This is a genomic window from Rhodococcus jostii RHA1 (assembly GCF_000014565.1).
GTDB classification, from domain to species: domain Bacteria; phylum Actinomycetota; class Actinomycetes; order Mycobacteriales; family Mycobacteriaceae; genus Rhodococcus_F; species Rhodococcus_F jostii_A.
This window is the reverse complement of record NC_008268.1, coordinates 7378162-7393583: the sequence shown is the minus strand read 5'-3', so window position 1 is coordinate 7393583 and position 15422 is coordinate 7378162. Positions and strand designations below refer to the sequence as shown.

Below are 15422 nucleotides of genomic sequence, written 5' to 3'. Positions count from 1 at the left end.
TCACCCTTCCTTACCGGGTTGCAGCAGTTCCGCCGTCGGCGAGGCATTCTCGCGGCGACCGATCCACTCGGTGACGATCCGCACGGCGTCGTCCACGGGCACGCCGTTGACCTGGGTGCCGTCCCGGAATCGGAAGCTGACGGCACCCGCCTCGACGTCGCGCGCACCCGCCAGCAACATGAAGGGCACCTTCTGCGCCGTGTTGTTGAAGATCTTCTTCTGCATGCGGTCGTCGCTCGCGTCGACCTCGGCGCGGACACCGGCCGCCTTCAGCCGCTTCACCACGTCGAAGAGGTGATCGGCGAACGTCTCGGCCACCGGGATGCCGACCACCTGGACGGGCGCCAGCCACGCCGGGAACGCACCCGCGTAGTGCTCGGTGAGCACGCCGAAGAACCGTTCGATGGAACCGAACAGGGCCCGGTGGATCATGACCGGACGCTGCTTGGTGCCGTCGTTGGCCGTGTACTCGAGGTCGAAACGCTCCGGCAGGTTGAAGTCGAGCTGAATGGTCGACATCTGCCAGGTGCGGCCCAGGGCGTCCTGCACCTGCACCGAGATCTTCGGTCCGTAGAACGCGGCGCCGCCCGGATCGGGAACCAGGTTCAGCCCCGACGACTCCGCGACCTCGGCGAGAGTCGCCGTCGCTTCCTCCCACACGGCGTCGTCGCCGACGAACTTGTCCGGGTTCTTGGTGGACAGCTCGAGGTAGAAGTCGTCGAGTCCGTAGTCCTTCAGCAGGCCGAGCACGAACTGCAGGGTGGTCGCCAGTTCGTCACGCATCTGCTCACGGGTGCAGTAGATGTGCGCGTCGTCCTGCGTCATGCCGCGCACGCGGGTGAGTCCGTGGACGACACCCGACTTCTCGTACCGGTACACGGAACCGAACTCGAAGAGCCGCAACGGCAGCTCGCGGTACGACCGGCCGCGGGAGCGGAAGATCAGGTTGTGCATCGGGCAGTTCATCGGCTTGAGGTAGTAGTCCTGGCCCGGCTTGCGCACGGTGCCGTCCTCGTTCAGCTCCTCGTCGATGTGCATCGCCGGGAACATGCCGTCGCGGTACCAGTCCAGGTGACCCGACACCTCGTAGAGGTGCCCCTTGGTGATGTGGGGGGTGTTGACGAACTCGTACCCCTCCTCGACGTGCCGCTTGCGGGAGTAGTCCTCCATCTCGGTGCGGATGATTCCGCCCCGCGGATGGAACACGGGCAGTCCGGAGCCGAGTTCGTCGGGGAAGCTGAACAGGTCGAGTTCGGACCCCAGCTTGCGGTGGTCGCGGCGTTCCGCCTCCGCGAGCAGCTCCAGGTGCTGGTCCTGCGCCTCCGCCGACTCCCACGCGGTGCCGTAGATGCGCTGGAGATCGGCGTTGTCCTGATTACCGCGCCAGTACGCCGCCGAGCTGCGGGTGAGCTTGAACGCCGGGATGTGCTTGGTGGTGGGGATGTGCGGGCCGCGGCACAGATCCCCCCACACCTTCTCGCCGGTCCGCGGGTCCAGGTTGTCGTAGATGGTGAGCTCGTTGCCGCCCACCTCCATGATCTCCGGATCGTCGATGCCCGACTTGTCGTCGATGAGTTCGAGCTTGAAGGGCTCCTTCGCCAGCTCGGCGCGCGCGTCCTCGAGCGACTCGACGACGCGGCGGGAGAACCGCTGCGACCCCTTGATGATCTTCTTCATCCGCTTCTCGAGGCTCGCGAGGTCCTCGGGGGTGAACGGGCGATCGACGGCGAAGTCGTAGTAGAAGCCGTCCTTGATCGGCGGGCCGATGCCCAGCTTCGCCTCGGGGAACTCCTGCTGGACGGCCTGCGCGAGCACGTGGGCGGCGGAGTGGCGGATGACGCTGCGGCCGTCGTCGGTGTTCGCCGCGACCGGCTCGACCTCGACGTCGGTGTCGGGCACCCAGGACAGGTCCTTGAGCTGGCCCTCGGCGTCACGGACCACGACGACGACGTCCGGACCCTTGCTCGGGTAGCCCGCCTCCCGAACCGCTGTACCGGCCGTAGTCCCCGCGGGCACCCGGACGAGGGCGGCTGGGGCGGCGGATGCGGGGGTGCTCACGGCGATGTTCTCCTAGGTGAGGTGTGCGGTGCAGACATGGTGAATGTGCCAGCCCATGTTATCGGCCCAGCAGTCACACCCAACCATGCGTCCGGCTAGAGCGGGCTCTCCAGCCACGGGTAGTCGAGGCCGATCCACGTTCCGACGAGACCGAACGTCCCGAGCAACCACAGCGTGGCGAGGACGATGACACACGTCAGCAGCGCGCCCGCCCCCTTGACCACCAGTGACTGCCGCGAGAACCAGTGCATGAACTTGTCGTAGCGCTGCCGCGCGTAGTGCAGCAGCCGGTGGGCCCAAGCGAACTCGGATGCGAGGATCCCGAGCCCCGCGAACACGATCAGCCAGCCGGGGCCCGGATAGGGAATCGCGACGATCCCGGCGGCCAGCACCAGGGCCCCGATGACCCCCACCGCGATGCGGTACGCCAGATTGAGGCTCGGCCGCGCCGCGATGTGCGCCCGCCACCGGTGCCACCGGCTCTCCGCTTCCTGGAACGGGGACAGATCCGAGTCGTCCACGTCCACGTTCTCGGGCGCGGGTCCCGGCCGAGCTTCTCCGCTAGTCACCGCTCCAGCCTACCGAGCGCGACCTGCGGCGGCGCGTCGTCGCACCGCCCGCAGGTCATCCCTTCACACAGACGACCTGCCGCAGGTGGGCCACGACCTCCACGAGGTCGGCCTGCGCTTCGATCACCTGCTCGATGTCCTTGTAGGCGCCGGGGATCTCGTCGATCACGCCCGCGTCCTTACGCGATTCGACTCCGGACGTCTGCCGCACGAGGTCGTCGACGGTGAAGCGCTTCTTCGCCTTCGTGCGGCTCATCGTCCGTCCCGCCCCGTGCGATGCCGAATGGAAGGACAACTCGGAGCCCAGGCCACGCACCACGTAGGAACCGGTGCCCATGGATCCGGGGATGAGTCCGAGATCACCCCGCCCGGCCCGGATCGCGCCCTTGCGGGTGACGAGCATCGGCTCGCCGTCGATGATCTCCTCCGACACATAGTTGTGGTGGCAGGAGATCGGCTCGTCGAATCGCACCGGCCTGCCGGGCAGAGCCTGCCGGAATGCCTGCATCACCAACGTGAGTATGACGGCACGGTTGCGGGCCGCGTATTCCTGCGCCCACGTCAGGTCGTGGCGGTACGCGTCCATCTCCTTGCTGCCTGCGAGGAACACCGCGAGATCGCGATCGACCAGCCGCTGGTTGTGCGGCAACGCCCGCGCCACCGCGATGTGCCGCTCCGCCAGCTCCTTGCCGATGTTGCGTGAACCGGAGTGGAGCATCAGCCAGACCTCGTCGGCGTCCGACAGGCACACCTCGATGAAGTGGTTGCCGCCGCCGAGCGTTCCGATCTGCTTCATCGCCCTGGATTCGCGGGACTGGACGCCGGAATGCAGGTCACCGAATTCCTGCCAGAAGCGGTGCCATCCCTTCTTCACTCCCCCGGCGTCCCTGACGTCCAGTGCGCCGACGTTCACCGAACGCTCGTGCATGGCGAACCCGACCGGCACCGCGTGCTCGATGCGCGAGCGCATCGAGCGCAGGCTGTCGGGCAGATCGTTCGCGGTCACATCCGTCCGGACCGCCGTCATCCCGCACCCGATGTCGACGCCGACCGCTGCCGGGGCGACCGCCTCCCGCATCGCGATGACGGAACCGACCGTCGCACCCTTGCCGACATGGACGTCGGGCATGACCCGCACACCGTGCACCCACGGCAGGTCGGCCATGTTCCGCAGCTGCTGCAACGCTGCCTGCTCGATGGTCCACTCTTCCGCCCACATCAAGGTGGGCGCGGTGGTGCCTTCCAGCCTCACGGGGAACATGGGACTCAGTCCTTCGATAGCGGATCACCCGGGAAATTTCGGCCGGCTGAGTTCATTGTCCGCCGCACCGGAGAGCCGGAACAACCGATTATTCGGGTGCGCACACGAAAAAGAAGAGGGCGTTTCCGATTTCGGAAACGCCCTCTTCTTTTCTGTGGTCCCGGCTGGGATCGAACCAGCGACCTCCCCGGTGTGAACGGGACGCTCTTCCACTGAGCCACGGGACCGAGGCGCGCCAAACACTCGCGCTCGAACGAGTTGGAACATTAACACGACCGAGCGGCCGAACGAAAATCACGTCGCTGGGATTCGTGTCGACCCCCGCCCGCGGCACGTCCGCGACCCGGCGTCGTTCATGCGTAGTTCACCGTCTGATGCCTTGACCTGCAGATTTGTAACTATCGCGGATGGTCGGCTAATGTTCTCAACCGCACCACGGAGAACATTCTCCGCGAGTTACAGGGTGCATGCGGACGTGGCGCAGCTGGTAGCGCACAACCTTGCCAAGGTTGGGGTCGCGGGTTCGAATCCCGTCGTCCGCTCGAGAGGTTGGACTCAACCTTCACGGTGGAGTGGCCGAGTGGTGAGGCAACGGCCTGCAAAGCCGTGCACACGGGTTCGATTCCCGTCTCCACCTCGCGCGATTAGCTCAGCGGGAGAGCGCTTCCCTGACACGGAAGAGGTCACTGGTTCAATCCCAGTATCGCGCACCGAGATAGATGATAGATGCACGACTGTTTTACTTGCTCGACCAGTGACGGCCCCCAGCCCGGGGGCTTTCACGAATGCGGACGTGGCGCAGCTGGTAGCGCACAACCTTGCCAAGGTTGGGGTCGCGGGTTCGAATCCCGTCGTCCGCTCTCTTTTCTCCATCCCGCGCGATTAGCTCAGCGGGAGAGCGCTTCCCTGACACGGAAGAGGTCACTGGTTCAATCCCAGTATCGCGCACCAGTTCACTGTCAACCGAACAGTTCACGACAGTTCAGCCCCGGTCCTCGACCGGGGCTGAACTGTTGTCCGGGTATCAGGCGGGCTGGAGCCGGTTGGCGCCGGAGATCATCGCACGCAGAGTCGATTCCGTGTGGGATTCACCGATTCCCATCGCCCAGAGCCTGATGCCGTCGCGCTCGCAGAGCAGGAATGTCGCGGTGCGGTGCCCGATCTCGTGCTGATGAAAAGACAGGATCTCCATCGCACACCCCGCGTCGTACAGCATCGAGGTCATGGCGGCCACCGGACCGGGCGCGCTCGCACCGGTCTTGCGGATCGATTCGCCGATACCGAGCGTCGCTTCGAAATCCCACATCCCGGGGCCGGTCTTCGTTTCCGACCAACTGCCCAGACGGAACGGTCCGGTGGACGGCGCGTAGGCGGCCTCGAACACGGACCACGCCATTCCGGCGGATTCGGTGCGGAGTTCCCGTGGCAGCGACCTGCCGTGGCGCGCGGCGAACGGGTCGGCGGCCGGTGTCGACGAGGGAAAGGATGAGGCGAAAGAAGTGTTGGTACTCATTCTCGTGGTCTTCCTGAAAGAAGGGAGGACCAACGCGTAGCTCAACGACCCGCAGCGAGGGGTCGGTCCGTATCAGACCCCGCTACGGCGGAGAACTACGAGAATGCGCTGCATGGATGACACTGTAAGCGACAACCGTCCGCAGAGACAACCCCGATTCACGGTGCCGCGCCGACCGCCGGTGACGGGCGGGTGACGAAATCGTTACCGCTGCATCTGGAACGTGAGGAATTCCTCATGTATCGTCGAACTTGCCATCCACCCCCCCGATGGCAATGAGCCCCAGCCATGACCCCCCATCCAAGGCTGGGGCTCAGTCTTGGTCCAGGCACCTCACACACCCCGCTTTCGGACATTTCGCCCGCCCCTTCGGAGAACGCTGCACATCCCCGCAAAGTATTGGACACTCGTCCAATCGATCGGATATCCTCTACCGAAGGCCGACTCCATGACGGATTCACCACGCGCAGACGTGTCCGCGGACCACCGCTCGGCACGGATCGCCGCTGCGGGCGCATTCGGCCTGCAGGGTTTTCTCCTCGCGGCCGTCCTCACCCAACTGCCGCAGTACCAGGACCGATTCGGGTTCGACGCCACGGTCATCGTGGTCGCGGTCGTGACGGTGTCTCTCATCGCCGGGGCGGGAAGCGTCCTCGCCGAGCACCTGGCCCGCCGATTCTCCAGCAGGTCGGCGCTGCAGCTCGGGCTCGCGACCATCGCGGTCGCCGGTGGCGCCCTCGGTTTCAGCCCGAACACCGCGGCGTTCTTCGTCTGCCTGTCCGTGTACGGCGCCGGGCTGGGCATCGTCGACGCCGCCGCCAACATGCAGGCGGTGTCGATCCAGCGCGCGTACGGCCGTTTCATCCTGTCGTCGTTCCACGCGGTGTGGAGCGTCGGCGCGATTGCGGGTGCACTCTTCGTCGCCGCCACCTCCGCCCTCGACGTCAGCGTGACCGGCGCGCAACTGGTGGCGGCGCTCGTCGTGGCCGTCGGCCTCGCCGTCTGCGGCCCCCGGCTCCTGGCCCGTCAGGAGCCGGCGGGCACCGCCCCGCCGTCGACCGGCCCTGTGCCCGTGCCGGTTCCGATCCGAGCGCTGCTCGCGCTCGGCACCGCGATGGCGTTGTTCTACGCCATCGATTTCGGTGTCGGCAACTGGTCCGCGCTGTACGTCCGGAACGTTCTGCTCGCGGACGCCGGCACGGCCGCCCTGGCACTGGCCGCATACCAGTGCGCGGCTGTGGTGTCGCGTCTGACCGGCGACTTCTGGGTGGCGAAGTACGGCGAGATCGCCGTCGTCCGTGCGGGTTCGGCGGTCGGTGTCGCCGGATTGACGGTCGTCGTGCTCGCCCCGTCCCCGGCCGTCGCGATCGCCGGATTCCTCGTCGTGGGCCTCGGCGTGCCGGTCGTCGCTCCCCTGTGTTTCAGCGCCGCCGGCCGGCTGGCACCCACCGGCCAGGTGGACGACGTCGTGGCGCGGATCAACCTGTTCAACTACGTGGGCACGCTCGTGGGCGGGGCGATCGTCGGCGGCGTGGCCGCCGCGACCAGCCTGCGGATCGGGTTCGTGGTCCCACTCCTGTTCGCGGTGGGGCTCGTCGTGCTCGCCCCCGCATTCGCCCCGGACCGGGACCGGGACCGGCAATCCGAGTGGACCCCGGATCGCGACTGACGGCAGATGTTCTACTTAGGATATGCCGACTCGGGGATCGTTCGTGACCGCCGTGGCGATCGTCTACGTCGCGGTGCCGGTCTCGTCACGGTCCGCTCGTGGCGGCTCGCACACCCCGGGACGATCGAGTCGATCAAGACCGTTGCGGCGATCACCCGGCTGCGGGACAGTACGGGAATGACACTTCGGGAAGCGAAGGACGCGGTGGATCAGCTGTGACTGTCGAGATAGACCCGGCGGGGATCTGGGATTCCGAGGCGATCGCCGACGTCGCCGCGGCAACGTTCCCTCTCGCGTGCCCACCCGGCGCGACACAGGACGACATTGCTGCCTTCATCGACGACGTGCTGTCGGCCGAACGGTTCTCGGAGTACCTCACCGACCCGAACCGCACCGTCCTGAAGGTCACCCACGGCGGGGCGATCGTCGGCTACGCGATGCTGATCGACGGTGAACCCGCCGACCCGGATGTCGGCAGGGCCGTGACGCTGCGGCCGACCACCGAGATCAGCAAGCTGTACGTGCTCCCCGGCAATCACGGGACCGGTGTCGCGTCCGCGCTGATGGACGCCATCGTCGAACGCGCCGTGGCCGCGGGGTCCGCCGGGCTGTGGCTCGGCGTCAACCAGGAGAATGTGCGCGCCCAGCGCTTCTACGCGAAGCACGGATTCACGCAGGTCGGAACGAAGACCTTCCTCGTCGGCACCCAGCTGCACCACGATTTCGTGATGCAGCGGGCGCTGTGACGAGCTGGGTCAGCTCGCGGCGACCTCGAAGCGCGACAGTGCGAGCAGGCGCGACGTGGCACGCAGGTACTTCTTCCGGTACCCACCGGCCAGCATCTCGGGAGTGAAGATCGCGTCGAGCTTGGCCCCGGCCACGGTGACCGGGATGCTCGCGTCGTACAGGCGGTCGGCGAGGACCACCAGGCGCAGCGCGACCGACTGGTCCTCGGCGGGGTGGACGCCATCCAGGAAGACGGCCGGGATGCCCTCGACCAGCTTGTTGTAGCGGGACGGGTGCAGCGTGCTGAGGTGCTTGCACAGCGCGTCGAAGTCGTCGAGGGTGGCGCCGGGGATGCTGTCGGCGCGCTCGGCGAGCTCCTCCGAGGAGATCGGGTCCGGGGCCGGTGGCAGGTCGCGGTGCCGGTAGTCGGGGCCGTCGACGCGGATCGTCTCGAAGATCGAGCCGAGCTTCTTGATCTCGCGCAGGAAGTCCTGCGCGGCGAATCGTCCTTCACCGAGCTGGCCCGGCAGGGTGTTCGACGTCGCCACGATGGACACGCCGCGCGCCGACAATTCCGACAGCAGGCGGGACACCAGCATGGTGTCGCCCGGGTCGTCGAGTTCGAATTCGTCGATGCAGAGAACGCTGTGGCCGGACAGCTGCTCGACGGCCTTGTTGAAACCGAGGGCACCGACGACGTGCGTCAGCTCCACGAACGTGCCGAACGCCTTGGGCGACGGGACGCTGTGGAAGATCGAGGCCAGAAGGTGGGTCTTGCCGACGCCGAAGCCGCCGTCGAGGTAGAGACCGGCACCGGTGGCCTGCGTCTTCTTCCCGAACAGGCCGCGTCGTCCGCCGCTGCGGATCTTCACGACCTTCTTCGCGAACTCCTCGGCCGTCTGGACCGCGGCGGCCTGGCTGGGTTCTGCTGGGTCGGGGATGTACGACGCGAAGCTCACCTCGTCGAACATGGCCGGGGGCACCATCTGAGCTACCAACTGATCAGCCGGTACCACGGGGCTGCGATCGACAAGACGTGCATGCATACAAGCAGCGTATCCACGTGTTGTGATCACCAACATGCACCGTGTACATATTGCGACATTTTTCACACCGGACAGTCCGCCTGCCCGCCCGGAGTCCAGCGAATCGACCGCGAACGCACTGCGCGACCTGTATGCGTACCCGGCGGAGACCCCGCGACCCTGGGTCCGCGTCAACTTCGTGAGCAGCATCGACGGCGCCGTCTCCGTGGACGGGGTCAGCGGGGCGCTCGGCACACCGGCGGACAGGCTGGTCTTCGAAACACTGCGGGAGTTGGCCGACGTCGTGCTGGTCGGGGCCGGAACCGTCCGGGTGGAGAACTACGGCGGGGCGCGCATTCACGCTGAAGGTAGACGACGTCGGGTGGCGTCGGGGATGCCGGAGGTCCCGCCGATCGCCGTCGTGTCGGCACGCGCCCACCTCGACCCGCAGTCACGCCTGTTCACCGACACGGAGGTGGCCCCGATCGTCGTCACGTGCACGGACGCGGACCCGGGGCGGGTCCGTGCTCTCGCCGACGCGGGTGCGCGGATCGTGACCGCCGGCGACGGGCAGATCAGCGGCGACGGGCTGATCGCCGCCCTCGAGCATCTCGGATTGCGCCGTGTGCTCTGCGAGGGCGGCCCGAGCCTGTTCGGCCGGCTGACCGCGGACGACGTCGTCGACGAGGTCTGCCTGACCACGGCGCCCGTACTCGTCGGCGGAACCGCGGGTCGCGTCGCCACCGCGCCGGGTGCCCGGATCATCGCGATGACTCCCGCGCACATCCTCACCGACACCGACGGCACCGTCCTCACCAGATGGGTGCGGCTGCCCCGCCCGTAGGGGAACCTGGCAGGGTGGTCGCCATGCGCAGATCGGTGTTGCTCGCAATGGTTCTCGTGGTGTGCAGCGCGTGCGGAGCCGGACCGTCCAACCGGCCGCACGTGGCGGTCGAACGCGAGGGCGGCGGCAGCGAACCCACCGCGACCGAGACCGAGAACGCCGACGCTCCCCCGCCCGTGTTGCAGACCCCGAAGAACGATCTGGCGTGGACCGACTGCACGCAGAGCACCCTCGGCGCCCTTGGCCCGGGAACGACGCCGCCCACCGGGCTGATCTTCGAGTGCGGCTCGTACGAGTCGGCGGTCGACGAGAGCGGCACCCTGCCCGGCTCCTTCACTATGGGGGCCATGCGGGCACGCCTCGCCGACACCCCCGAGAACGCGGCCCCCCTGGTGCTCACGTCGGGATCGGACCGGTCGTCGACCGCGACGCTCGCCGCGCTGAGCACCGGCGGTCTGACGTCCCTGCTGTCGACGCGACCGGTGGTCGCGGTGGACCGCCGCGGCATCGCCTCCTCACAGGAGATCGAATGCCTCACTCCGGAGCTCCGCAGCAGCCTGGCGAATCTCGGGCAGTTCGACCCGGGGACGGGTGACCAGGTCGACAAGGTCACCGCGCTGGGCCGCGACGCCACCATCGTGTGCACCGACTACCTGCAGCCGCAGGAACTCGCGTTCGACAGCACCCACGCCGCCGACGACATCGAAGAGCTGCGCCGCACCTGGGACGTCGATGCGCTCGGGATCCTCGCCACCGGCAACGGCAGTGCCGTCGCGCTCAGCTACGCCGCCAAGTACCCCGATCGGATCGGCCGACTCGTCCTCGACTCCCCCGCCGTCACCACGGTGGATGCCGCGACCGCCACCGAACAGCAGGTCGCGGGTCAGGAGGCGGCATTCGACGCGTTCGCCCGCCAGTGCACCGCCCTGAACTGCTCCCTCGGCGCCGATCCCCGCGCGGCGACGACCGACGCCGTCACCCGCGCCGCGAACGGCCAGATCCCGCGGGTCTCCGCGAACGCCCTCCTCACCGCGGTGTCCGGGTCGCTCGCCGCGGCGGGCGGCGACCAACAGGGCCGCGTCCGAGCCCTGTCCGATGCGGTGTCCGCCGCCCTCGCCGGAAACACGGCGCCGATCCTCGCGGCGATCGCGCAGGCCGAGGCGGCCTACGAGACCGACGGCCAGTTCATCACCCGCTGCACGGACGGCCAGCAGTGGCCCGCACCCGACCGCGTTCGCGAACTGCAGAAGCTGTGGGGTGAGCGGTTCCCGCTGTTCGGCCCGAACGCCGCCGTCGGACTGCTCGCGTGCACCTCCTGGCCCGCGACCGCGCCGCCCGCCCTGCCCGGCGAGCTGACACTCCCGGTCCTGGTGCTGAGCGGCACCGCCGACCCGGTCGTCGGGAACGCCGGGGTGGGGACGGTGACCGGTGCCGTGTCGAGCGCAGGCGCCGCGACCGCGACCCTGACGTGGCACGGCAGCGGCCACCCCGCCACCCATTCGGACTGCGCGCAGAAGTCGATCGTCACCTACGTCGCGGACGGCGTGCTGCCCCCGGACGGCAGCGCCTGCCCCGCCTAGCCGACGTGTTCGGTCCGACACCCACAGGGGGTGCGTGACCGCACGTCAGAGCTTCTCGGTGTACCGTGCCGTGGTGTTCCTTCGACAACTCGAACCGCGCACCGGGCGGACTGCCAACGAGGTAATCAACTTCGCGCTGTGGCCGATCGCCGTCATGACAGTGCTGCATCGAGTGGTCGTCAAGGCGGTCAACGGGTACATCACCGACGACTTCCGACCGGTCTACAACGCTGCGCTGGCCTTCCTCAACGGCCGCCCCGTCTACACCGCCAACTTCAACTGGGTCGATCCGCATTACCTGTATCCGCCGTCCGGCACCCTGCTGATGGCTCCGATCGCGGTGATCGACCCCGAGAAGTCCCGGTGGTTGTTCATCATCGCCAACGCGATCGCCATCGTGATCGCGTTGTACCTGCTCCTGCGGCTGTTCGGCCTGGGATTGAACTCCATCGCGGCCCCGATCCTGCTGCTCGCCACGTTCTCCTCCGAGACCGTCACCAACACCCTCGTCTTCACCAACATCAACGGTCTGGTCCTGCTCGGCGAGATCGCGTTCCTCGTGTTGCTGATGAAGCGCAAGGACATGTGGTCCGGTGTCGCCATCGGGCTGACGTTCGCGGTCAAACCGATCCTCGCCCCACTCCTGCTGCTGCCTCTGGTGCGCGGACAGTGGAAGGTGTTCGTCACCGCGATCGGCATTCCCCTGATCCTCACCGCCGTGGCGTGGCCGCTGTCCGCGGATCCGATGGACTTCGTGCGCCACACGGTGCCGTACCTGATGGAATCGCGCGACTACTTCAACAGCGCGATCGTCGGCAACGGCAAGTACTACGGCCTCCCCACCGCCCTGATCTGGGCCCTGCGCGGCGTCTTCACCGCCATCGTGCTCAGTTCCCTGTGGCTGCTCTACCGCTACTACCGCCACGACGAGCTGTTCTTCGTCGTCACCACGTCGGGGGTTCTGCTGACGGCGTCGTGGCTGCTCGGCTCGCTCGGCCAGATGTACTACTCGATGATGCTCTTCCCGCTCCTGATGTCCGTGGTGCTGAAGAATTCGGTGATGCGGAACTGGCCGGCGTGGCTGGCCGTGTACGGGTTCATGAGTTACGACAGCTGGCTGTCGAGCCGGTTCATCGAGGCCGGCCGGACCGCCGAGTACATGAAGACCACGCTGGGGTGGAGCCTGATGCTCCTCGTGGTCTTCGGCGTGCTGACCGTCCGCTACGTCACGGCACGGCGCGAGGGGCGACTCGACCGGGGCATCGACCCGGCGTTCCTCCTCGAACCGGACGGGAAGGCTCACGGCACCCCGGCGCGGGAACCGGAACCGGACGTGCAGCCGCAGGTCGAGTCGGCCACCGCCAAGACGTAGGCCGCGTCGCACGCAGGGCGTCACGGCCGGAATCGGCGAAACGTATTAGCGTGGAGCCATGAGTTCGCAGCAGCAGGATCCCACGCAGTCCGCCCCGAAGGTTGCTCTCTCCGACAGCGAGTGGCGCGAGAAACTGACTCCCGAGGAGTACGCCGTGCTGCGCCAGGCCGGTACCGAGCGACCCTTCGTCGGCGAGTACACCGACACGAAGACGGAAGGCGTCTATCACTGCCGGGCCTGTGGCGCCGAGCTGTTCCGCAGCACCGAGAAGTTCGAATCGCACTGCGGGTGGCCGTCGTTCTTCGATCCGGCCGACTCGGACGCCGTCATCCTCCGCGAGGACACGTCGCTGGGCATGCGCCGCGTCGAGGTGGTGTGCGGGACCTGCCACAGCCACCTGGGCCACGTCTTCGAGGGCGAGGGCTACCCCACCCCCACCGATCAGCGGTACTGCATCAATTCGATCTCGCTGACCCTGGAACCGACCGGCGAATGATCGTCGGTGGATCGAACGCCCGGATAGGCGGAAGCTCACCCTCGTAGCGTTCGATCTCGACGAGCACGTGCTGGCCCGTGCAGCCGTGGGCGAGTGACGACGTGCCCACGTCCGGGGTCAGCACGTTGGGGTTCCCGTGCACGCAGAGGGAATCCGGGTCGGTCGCGTCGAGCGGGTCGTACCAGGCCCCCGTCGACAACTGGACCACACCGCGCCGGACGCCCTCGTCCACCACCACACCGGCGAGGCAGGCGCCGCGGTCGTTGAACACGCGGACGACGTCGCCGGCGGTGAGTCCGCGGGCGGCGGCGTCGTCCGGATGGATTCGGAGCGGTTCGCGGCCCCGGATCTTCGATTTCTGGCTGGTGCCGCCGTGGTCGAGTTGGCTGTGCAGGCGGGTCCGCGGCTGGTTGGCGATCAGGTGCAGCGGGAACTGCCGTGCCCGTCGGCCGCCCAGCCATTCCTCGGGCTCGTACCAGCGTGGGTGTCCGGCACAGTCGTCGTAGCCGAATCCGTCGATGTCGGCGGAGAAGATCTCGATCCGCCCGCTCGGGGTGGCGAGGGGGAAGTTCACCGGATCGGCCCGGAAGTCGCCGAACAGGATCAGGTCGTCCTCGGTCCGCATCCGCACGTGGCCCTGCGCCCAGAAGTCGTCGAAACTCGGGGCGGGACCGCCGTCCGCGCGGACGAAGTCACGCCACTGCCCGTACAGGTGCTCGAGCCACTGCTCGGACGAGCGGCCCTCGGTGAACTTCTCCCCGACACCCAGTTTCCGGGCGACGGCGGCGAACGTGTCGTAGTCGTCCTGCGCGTCGGCGTACGGCCCGACGGCGGCGTGCATGGCGACGAGCAGCGGGTCGTTGCGGGTGCAGCTGAGATCGGCCCGCTCGAGCGAAGTGGTAGATGGGACGACGATGTCCGCGTGCCGGGCCATCGGCGTCCAGTAGGGGTCGTGGACGACGATCGTGTCGGGACGGGCCAGCGCCCGGCGCAGACGGGGAATGTCCTGATGGTGGTGGAACGGGTTGCCGCCCGCCCAGTACAGCATCTTGATGTCCGGGTACGTCAGCCGCTGACCGTCGTAGTCGAACGGTGCGCCCGGGTTCAGGAGCATGTCCGAGATCGCGGCCACGGGGATGAAGTCGCGCACGGGGTTCAACCCCTGGGGAAGCGTGGGCAGCGGGTACGGGACGGGGGCGAGCCCGGGTTCGTTCATGGAACCGTAGCCGTGGCCGAAACCGCCGCCGGGTAGGCCGATCTGGCCCAGCATCGCGGCGAGGGTGACCCCCATCCACGGGGCCTGCTCACCGTGCCGCACCCTCTGCAGCGACCAGGTGACGGTCACCATCGTCCTGCCCGCCGCCATCCGCCGGGCGAGGGCGACGAGGTCCGCTGCGGCGATGCCCGAGATCTGCTCGGCCCACGCGGGCGATTTCGGTACGCCGTCGGAGCGCCCGAGGAGGTAGTCCTCGAAGCGGTCGTAGCCGACGCAGTGGCTGCCCAGGAATGCCGTGTCATGCAGGTCTTCCGTCGCGAGGACGAACGCCAGGGCGAGCATGATCGCGACATCGGTGCCGGGCACCGGGGCGTGCCGTTCGGCGGCGCCGTGCACGTCGTCGCGCAGCGGACTGAACGACACGACGGATCCGCCGCGGCGCCGGAGGGCGTCGAGTGCGTCGCGGGTGGGGTGGTCGCTGGTCCCGCCGTGATTGACGCCGGTGTTCTTGAGGGGGACGCCACCGAAGCACACCATGAGATCGGTGTGCTCGGCGATGATCTTCCAGGACGTGGAGCGAGCGAACATCTTCCAGTGCGTGCCCACCACCCGGGGCATGATGACGCCCGTCGCGCCGAGCGAGTAGCTGTGCACCGATCGGGTGTAGCCGCCGAGCGTGTTCAGGAACCGGTGGACCTGACTCTGGGCGTGATGGAACCGTCCCGCGCTGGCCCAGCCGTACGAACCGCCGTAGATCGCGCTGTTGCCGTGCGTGTCGACGACTCTGCGCAGTTCGTTCGCCAGCCGCTGGGTCAGCTCCTCCCAGTCGACCGACACGAACTCGTCGGACCCTCGGGAACTGCTGGGTCCCGGGCCGTTCTCGAGCCACCCGCGGCGCACCACCGGGCCGGTGATCCGTGCCTTGCTGCGGACCGATCCGGCGATGTTGCCCAGCACCGGTGACGGGTTCGCGTCACCGGTGTACGGGTGGGCGGCGACGACGTCGCCGTCGGCGACCTCGGCCTCGAACATGCCCCAGTGCGACATGTGCTGGTAGCGGGGCGCGGTGCGCGCCCCGTCGGCGTCATTCATC

Annotated in this window: 13 protein-coding genes and 6 tRNA genes; 12 read left to right on the top strand and 7 right to left on the bottom strand. The window is 67.9% G+C overall.

What is annotated here, in order from left to right:
* The 4 genes from thrS to RHA1_RS33615 form a co-directional block, all read right to left on the bottom strand.
* Complete coding sequence (gene thrS / locus RHA1_RS33630; RefSeq protein ID WP_009480122.1) at nucleotides 1-2058, bottom strand: threonine--tRNA ligase; 2058 nt, start codon at nucleotides 2056-2058, stop codon at nucleotides 1-3.
* A gap of 95 nt (nucleotides 2059-2153) precedes the next feature.
* Complete coding sequence (locus RHA1_RS33625) at nucleotides 2154-2579, bottom strand: TIGR02611 family protein (protein ID WP_029537556.1); 426 nt, start codon at nucleotides 2577-2579, stop codon at nucleotides 2154-2156.
* A gap of 103 nt (nucleotides 2580-2682) precedes the next feature.
* Nucleotides 2683-3888 carry an RtcB family protein gene (locus tag RHA1_RS33620; protein WP_011598626.1) on the bottom strand — a complete coding sequence of 402 codons (1206 nt, stop codon included), beginning with the start codon at nucleotides 3886-3888 and terminating at the stop codon, nucleotides 2683-2685.
* A 155-nt stretch (nucleotides 3889-4043) separates the two neighbouring features.
* Nucleotides 4044-4115: transfer RNA gene (locus RHA1_RS33615), tRNA-Val, on the bottom strand.
* Between the two features lie 242 nt (nucleotides 4116-4357).
* On the opposite strand from RHA1_RS33615, the gene RHA1_RS33610 reads away from it, so the two are divergent.
* The 5 genes from RHA1_RS33610 (at nucleotide 4358) to RHA1_RS33590 (ending at nucleotide 4839) form a co-directional block, all read left to right on the top strand.
* Nucleotides 4358-4430, top strand: a tRNA-Gly gene (locus tag RHA1_RS33610).
* A gap of 24 nt (nucleotides 4431-4454) precedes the next feature.
* A tRNA-Cys gene (locus RHA1_RS33605) sits at nucleotides 4455-4525 on the top strand.
* A gap of 1 nt (nucleotide 4526) precedes the next feature.
* Nucleotides 4527-4598: transfer RNA gene (locus RHA1_RS33600), tRNA-Val, on the top strand.
* Nucleotides 4599-4675: 77 nt separating this feature from the next.
* Nucleotides 4676-4748 (top strand) — tRNA-Gly (locus RHA1_RS33595).
* A 16-nt stretch (nucleotides 4749-4764) separates the two neighbouring features.
* Nucleotides 4765-4839: transfer RNA gene (locus RHA1_RS33590), tRNA-Val, on the top strand.
* A gap of 73 nt (nucleotides 4840-4912) precedes the next feature.
* Here the strand turns inward: RHA1_RS33590 and RHA1_RS33585 are convergent.
* A complete protein-coding gene (locus RHA1_RS33585; protein ID WP_011598625.1) occupies nucleotides 4913-5401 on the bottom strand; it encodes a 2-isopropylmalate synthase in 489 nt (162 codons plus the stop codon).
* Nucleotides 5402-5849: 448 nt separating this feature from the next.
* Here RHA1_RS33585 and RHA1_RS33580 point away from each other — a divergent pair, with 448 nt between their 5' ends.
* Genes RHA1_RS33580 through RHA1_RS33570 form a run of 3 tightly spaced genes read left to right on the top strand, consistent with a single transcriptional unit; the run spans nucleotide 5850 to nucleotide 7816 of the window.
* Nucleotides 5850-7070, top strand: coding sequence for an MFS transporter (locus RHA1_RS33580; protein WP_041812236.1), 1221 nt, complete (start codon nucleotides 5850-5852; stop codon nucleotides 7068-7070).
* 6 nt (nucleotides 7071-7076) lie between these two features.
* Entirely contained in the window at nucleotides 7077-7289 is a 213-nt protein-coding gene (locus tag RHA1_RS33575; protein ID WP_009480117.1) for a hypothetical protein, read from the top strand.
* On the top strand, nucleotides 7286-7816 hold the full coding sequence (locus RHA1_RS33570) for a GNAT family N-acetyltransferase (protein ID WP_011598623.1): 531 nt from the start codon (nucleotides 7286-7288) through the stop codon (nucleotides 7814-7816). Before RHA1_RS33575 ends, RHA1_RS33570 begins: the two co-directional genes overlap by 4 nt.
* A gap of 9 nt (nucleotides 7817-7825) precedes the next feature.
* On the opposite strand, the gene zapE is transcribed toward RHA1_RS33570, so the two are convergent.
* The gene (gene zapE / locus RHA1_RS33565) at nucleotides 7826-8842 is read right to left on the bottom strand and encodes a cell division protein ZapE (RefSeq protein ID WP_025432416.1); all 1017 of its coding nucleotides are present in this window, start codon (nucleotides 8840-8842) and stop codon (nucleotides 7826-7828) included.
* 34 nt (nucleotides 8843-8876) lie between these two features.
* On the opposite strand from zapE, the gene RHA1_RS33560 reads away from it, so the two are divergent.
* The 4 genes from RHA1_RS33560 to msrB are packed head-to-tail and all read left to right on the top strand — an operon-like array spanning nucleotide 8877 to nucleotide 13113.
* Nucleotides 8877-9665, top strand: a complete 789-nt coding sequence (locus tag RHA1_RS33560) for a pyrimidine reductase family protein (protein ID WP_011598621.1) — start codon at nucleotides 8877-8879, stop codon at nucleotides 9663-9665.
* A gap of 14 nt (nucleotides 9666-9679) precedes the next feature.
* The gene (locus RHA1_RS33555) at nucleotides 9680-11245 is read left to right on the top strand and encodes an alpha/beta fold hydrolase (protein WP_016880150.1); all 1566 of its coding nucleotides are present in this window, start codon (nucleotides 9680-9682) and stop codon (nucleotides 11243-11245) included.
* Between the two features lie 34 nt (nucleotides 11246-11279).
* Complete coding sequence (locus tag RHA1_RS33550; RefSeq protein WP_009480112.1) at nucleotides 11280-12617, top strand: glycosyltransferase family 87 protein; 1338 nt, start codon at nucleotides 11280-11282, stop codon at nucleotides 12615-12617.
* A 58-nt stretch (nucleotides 12618-12675) separates the two neighbouring features.
* Nucleotides 12676-13113: a peptide-methionine (R)-S-oxide reductase MsrB gene (gene msrB / locus RHA1_RS33545; protein ID WP_009480111.1), complete on the top strand. Its 438-nt coding sequence runs from the start codon at nucleotides 12676-12678 to the stop codon at nucleotides 13111-13113.
* Here the strand turns inward: msrB and RHA1_RS33540 are convergent.
* A complete protein-coding gene (locus tag RHA1_RS33540; protein WP_011598619.1) occupies nucleotides 13073-15421 on the bottom strand; it encodes a molybdopterin guanine dinucleotide-containing S/N-oxide reductase in 2349 nt (782 codons plus the stop codon). The genes msrB and RHA1_RS33540 overlap by 41 nt on opposite strands.
* Nucleotide 15422 lies beyond the last annotated feature (1 nt).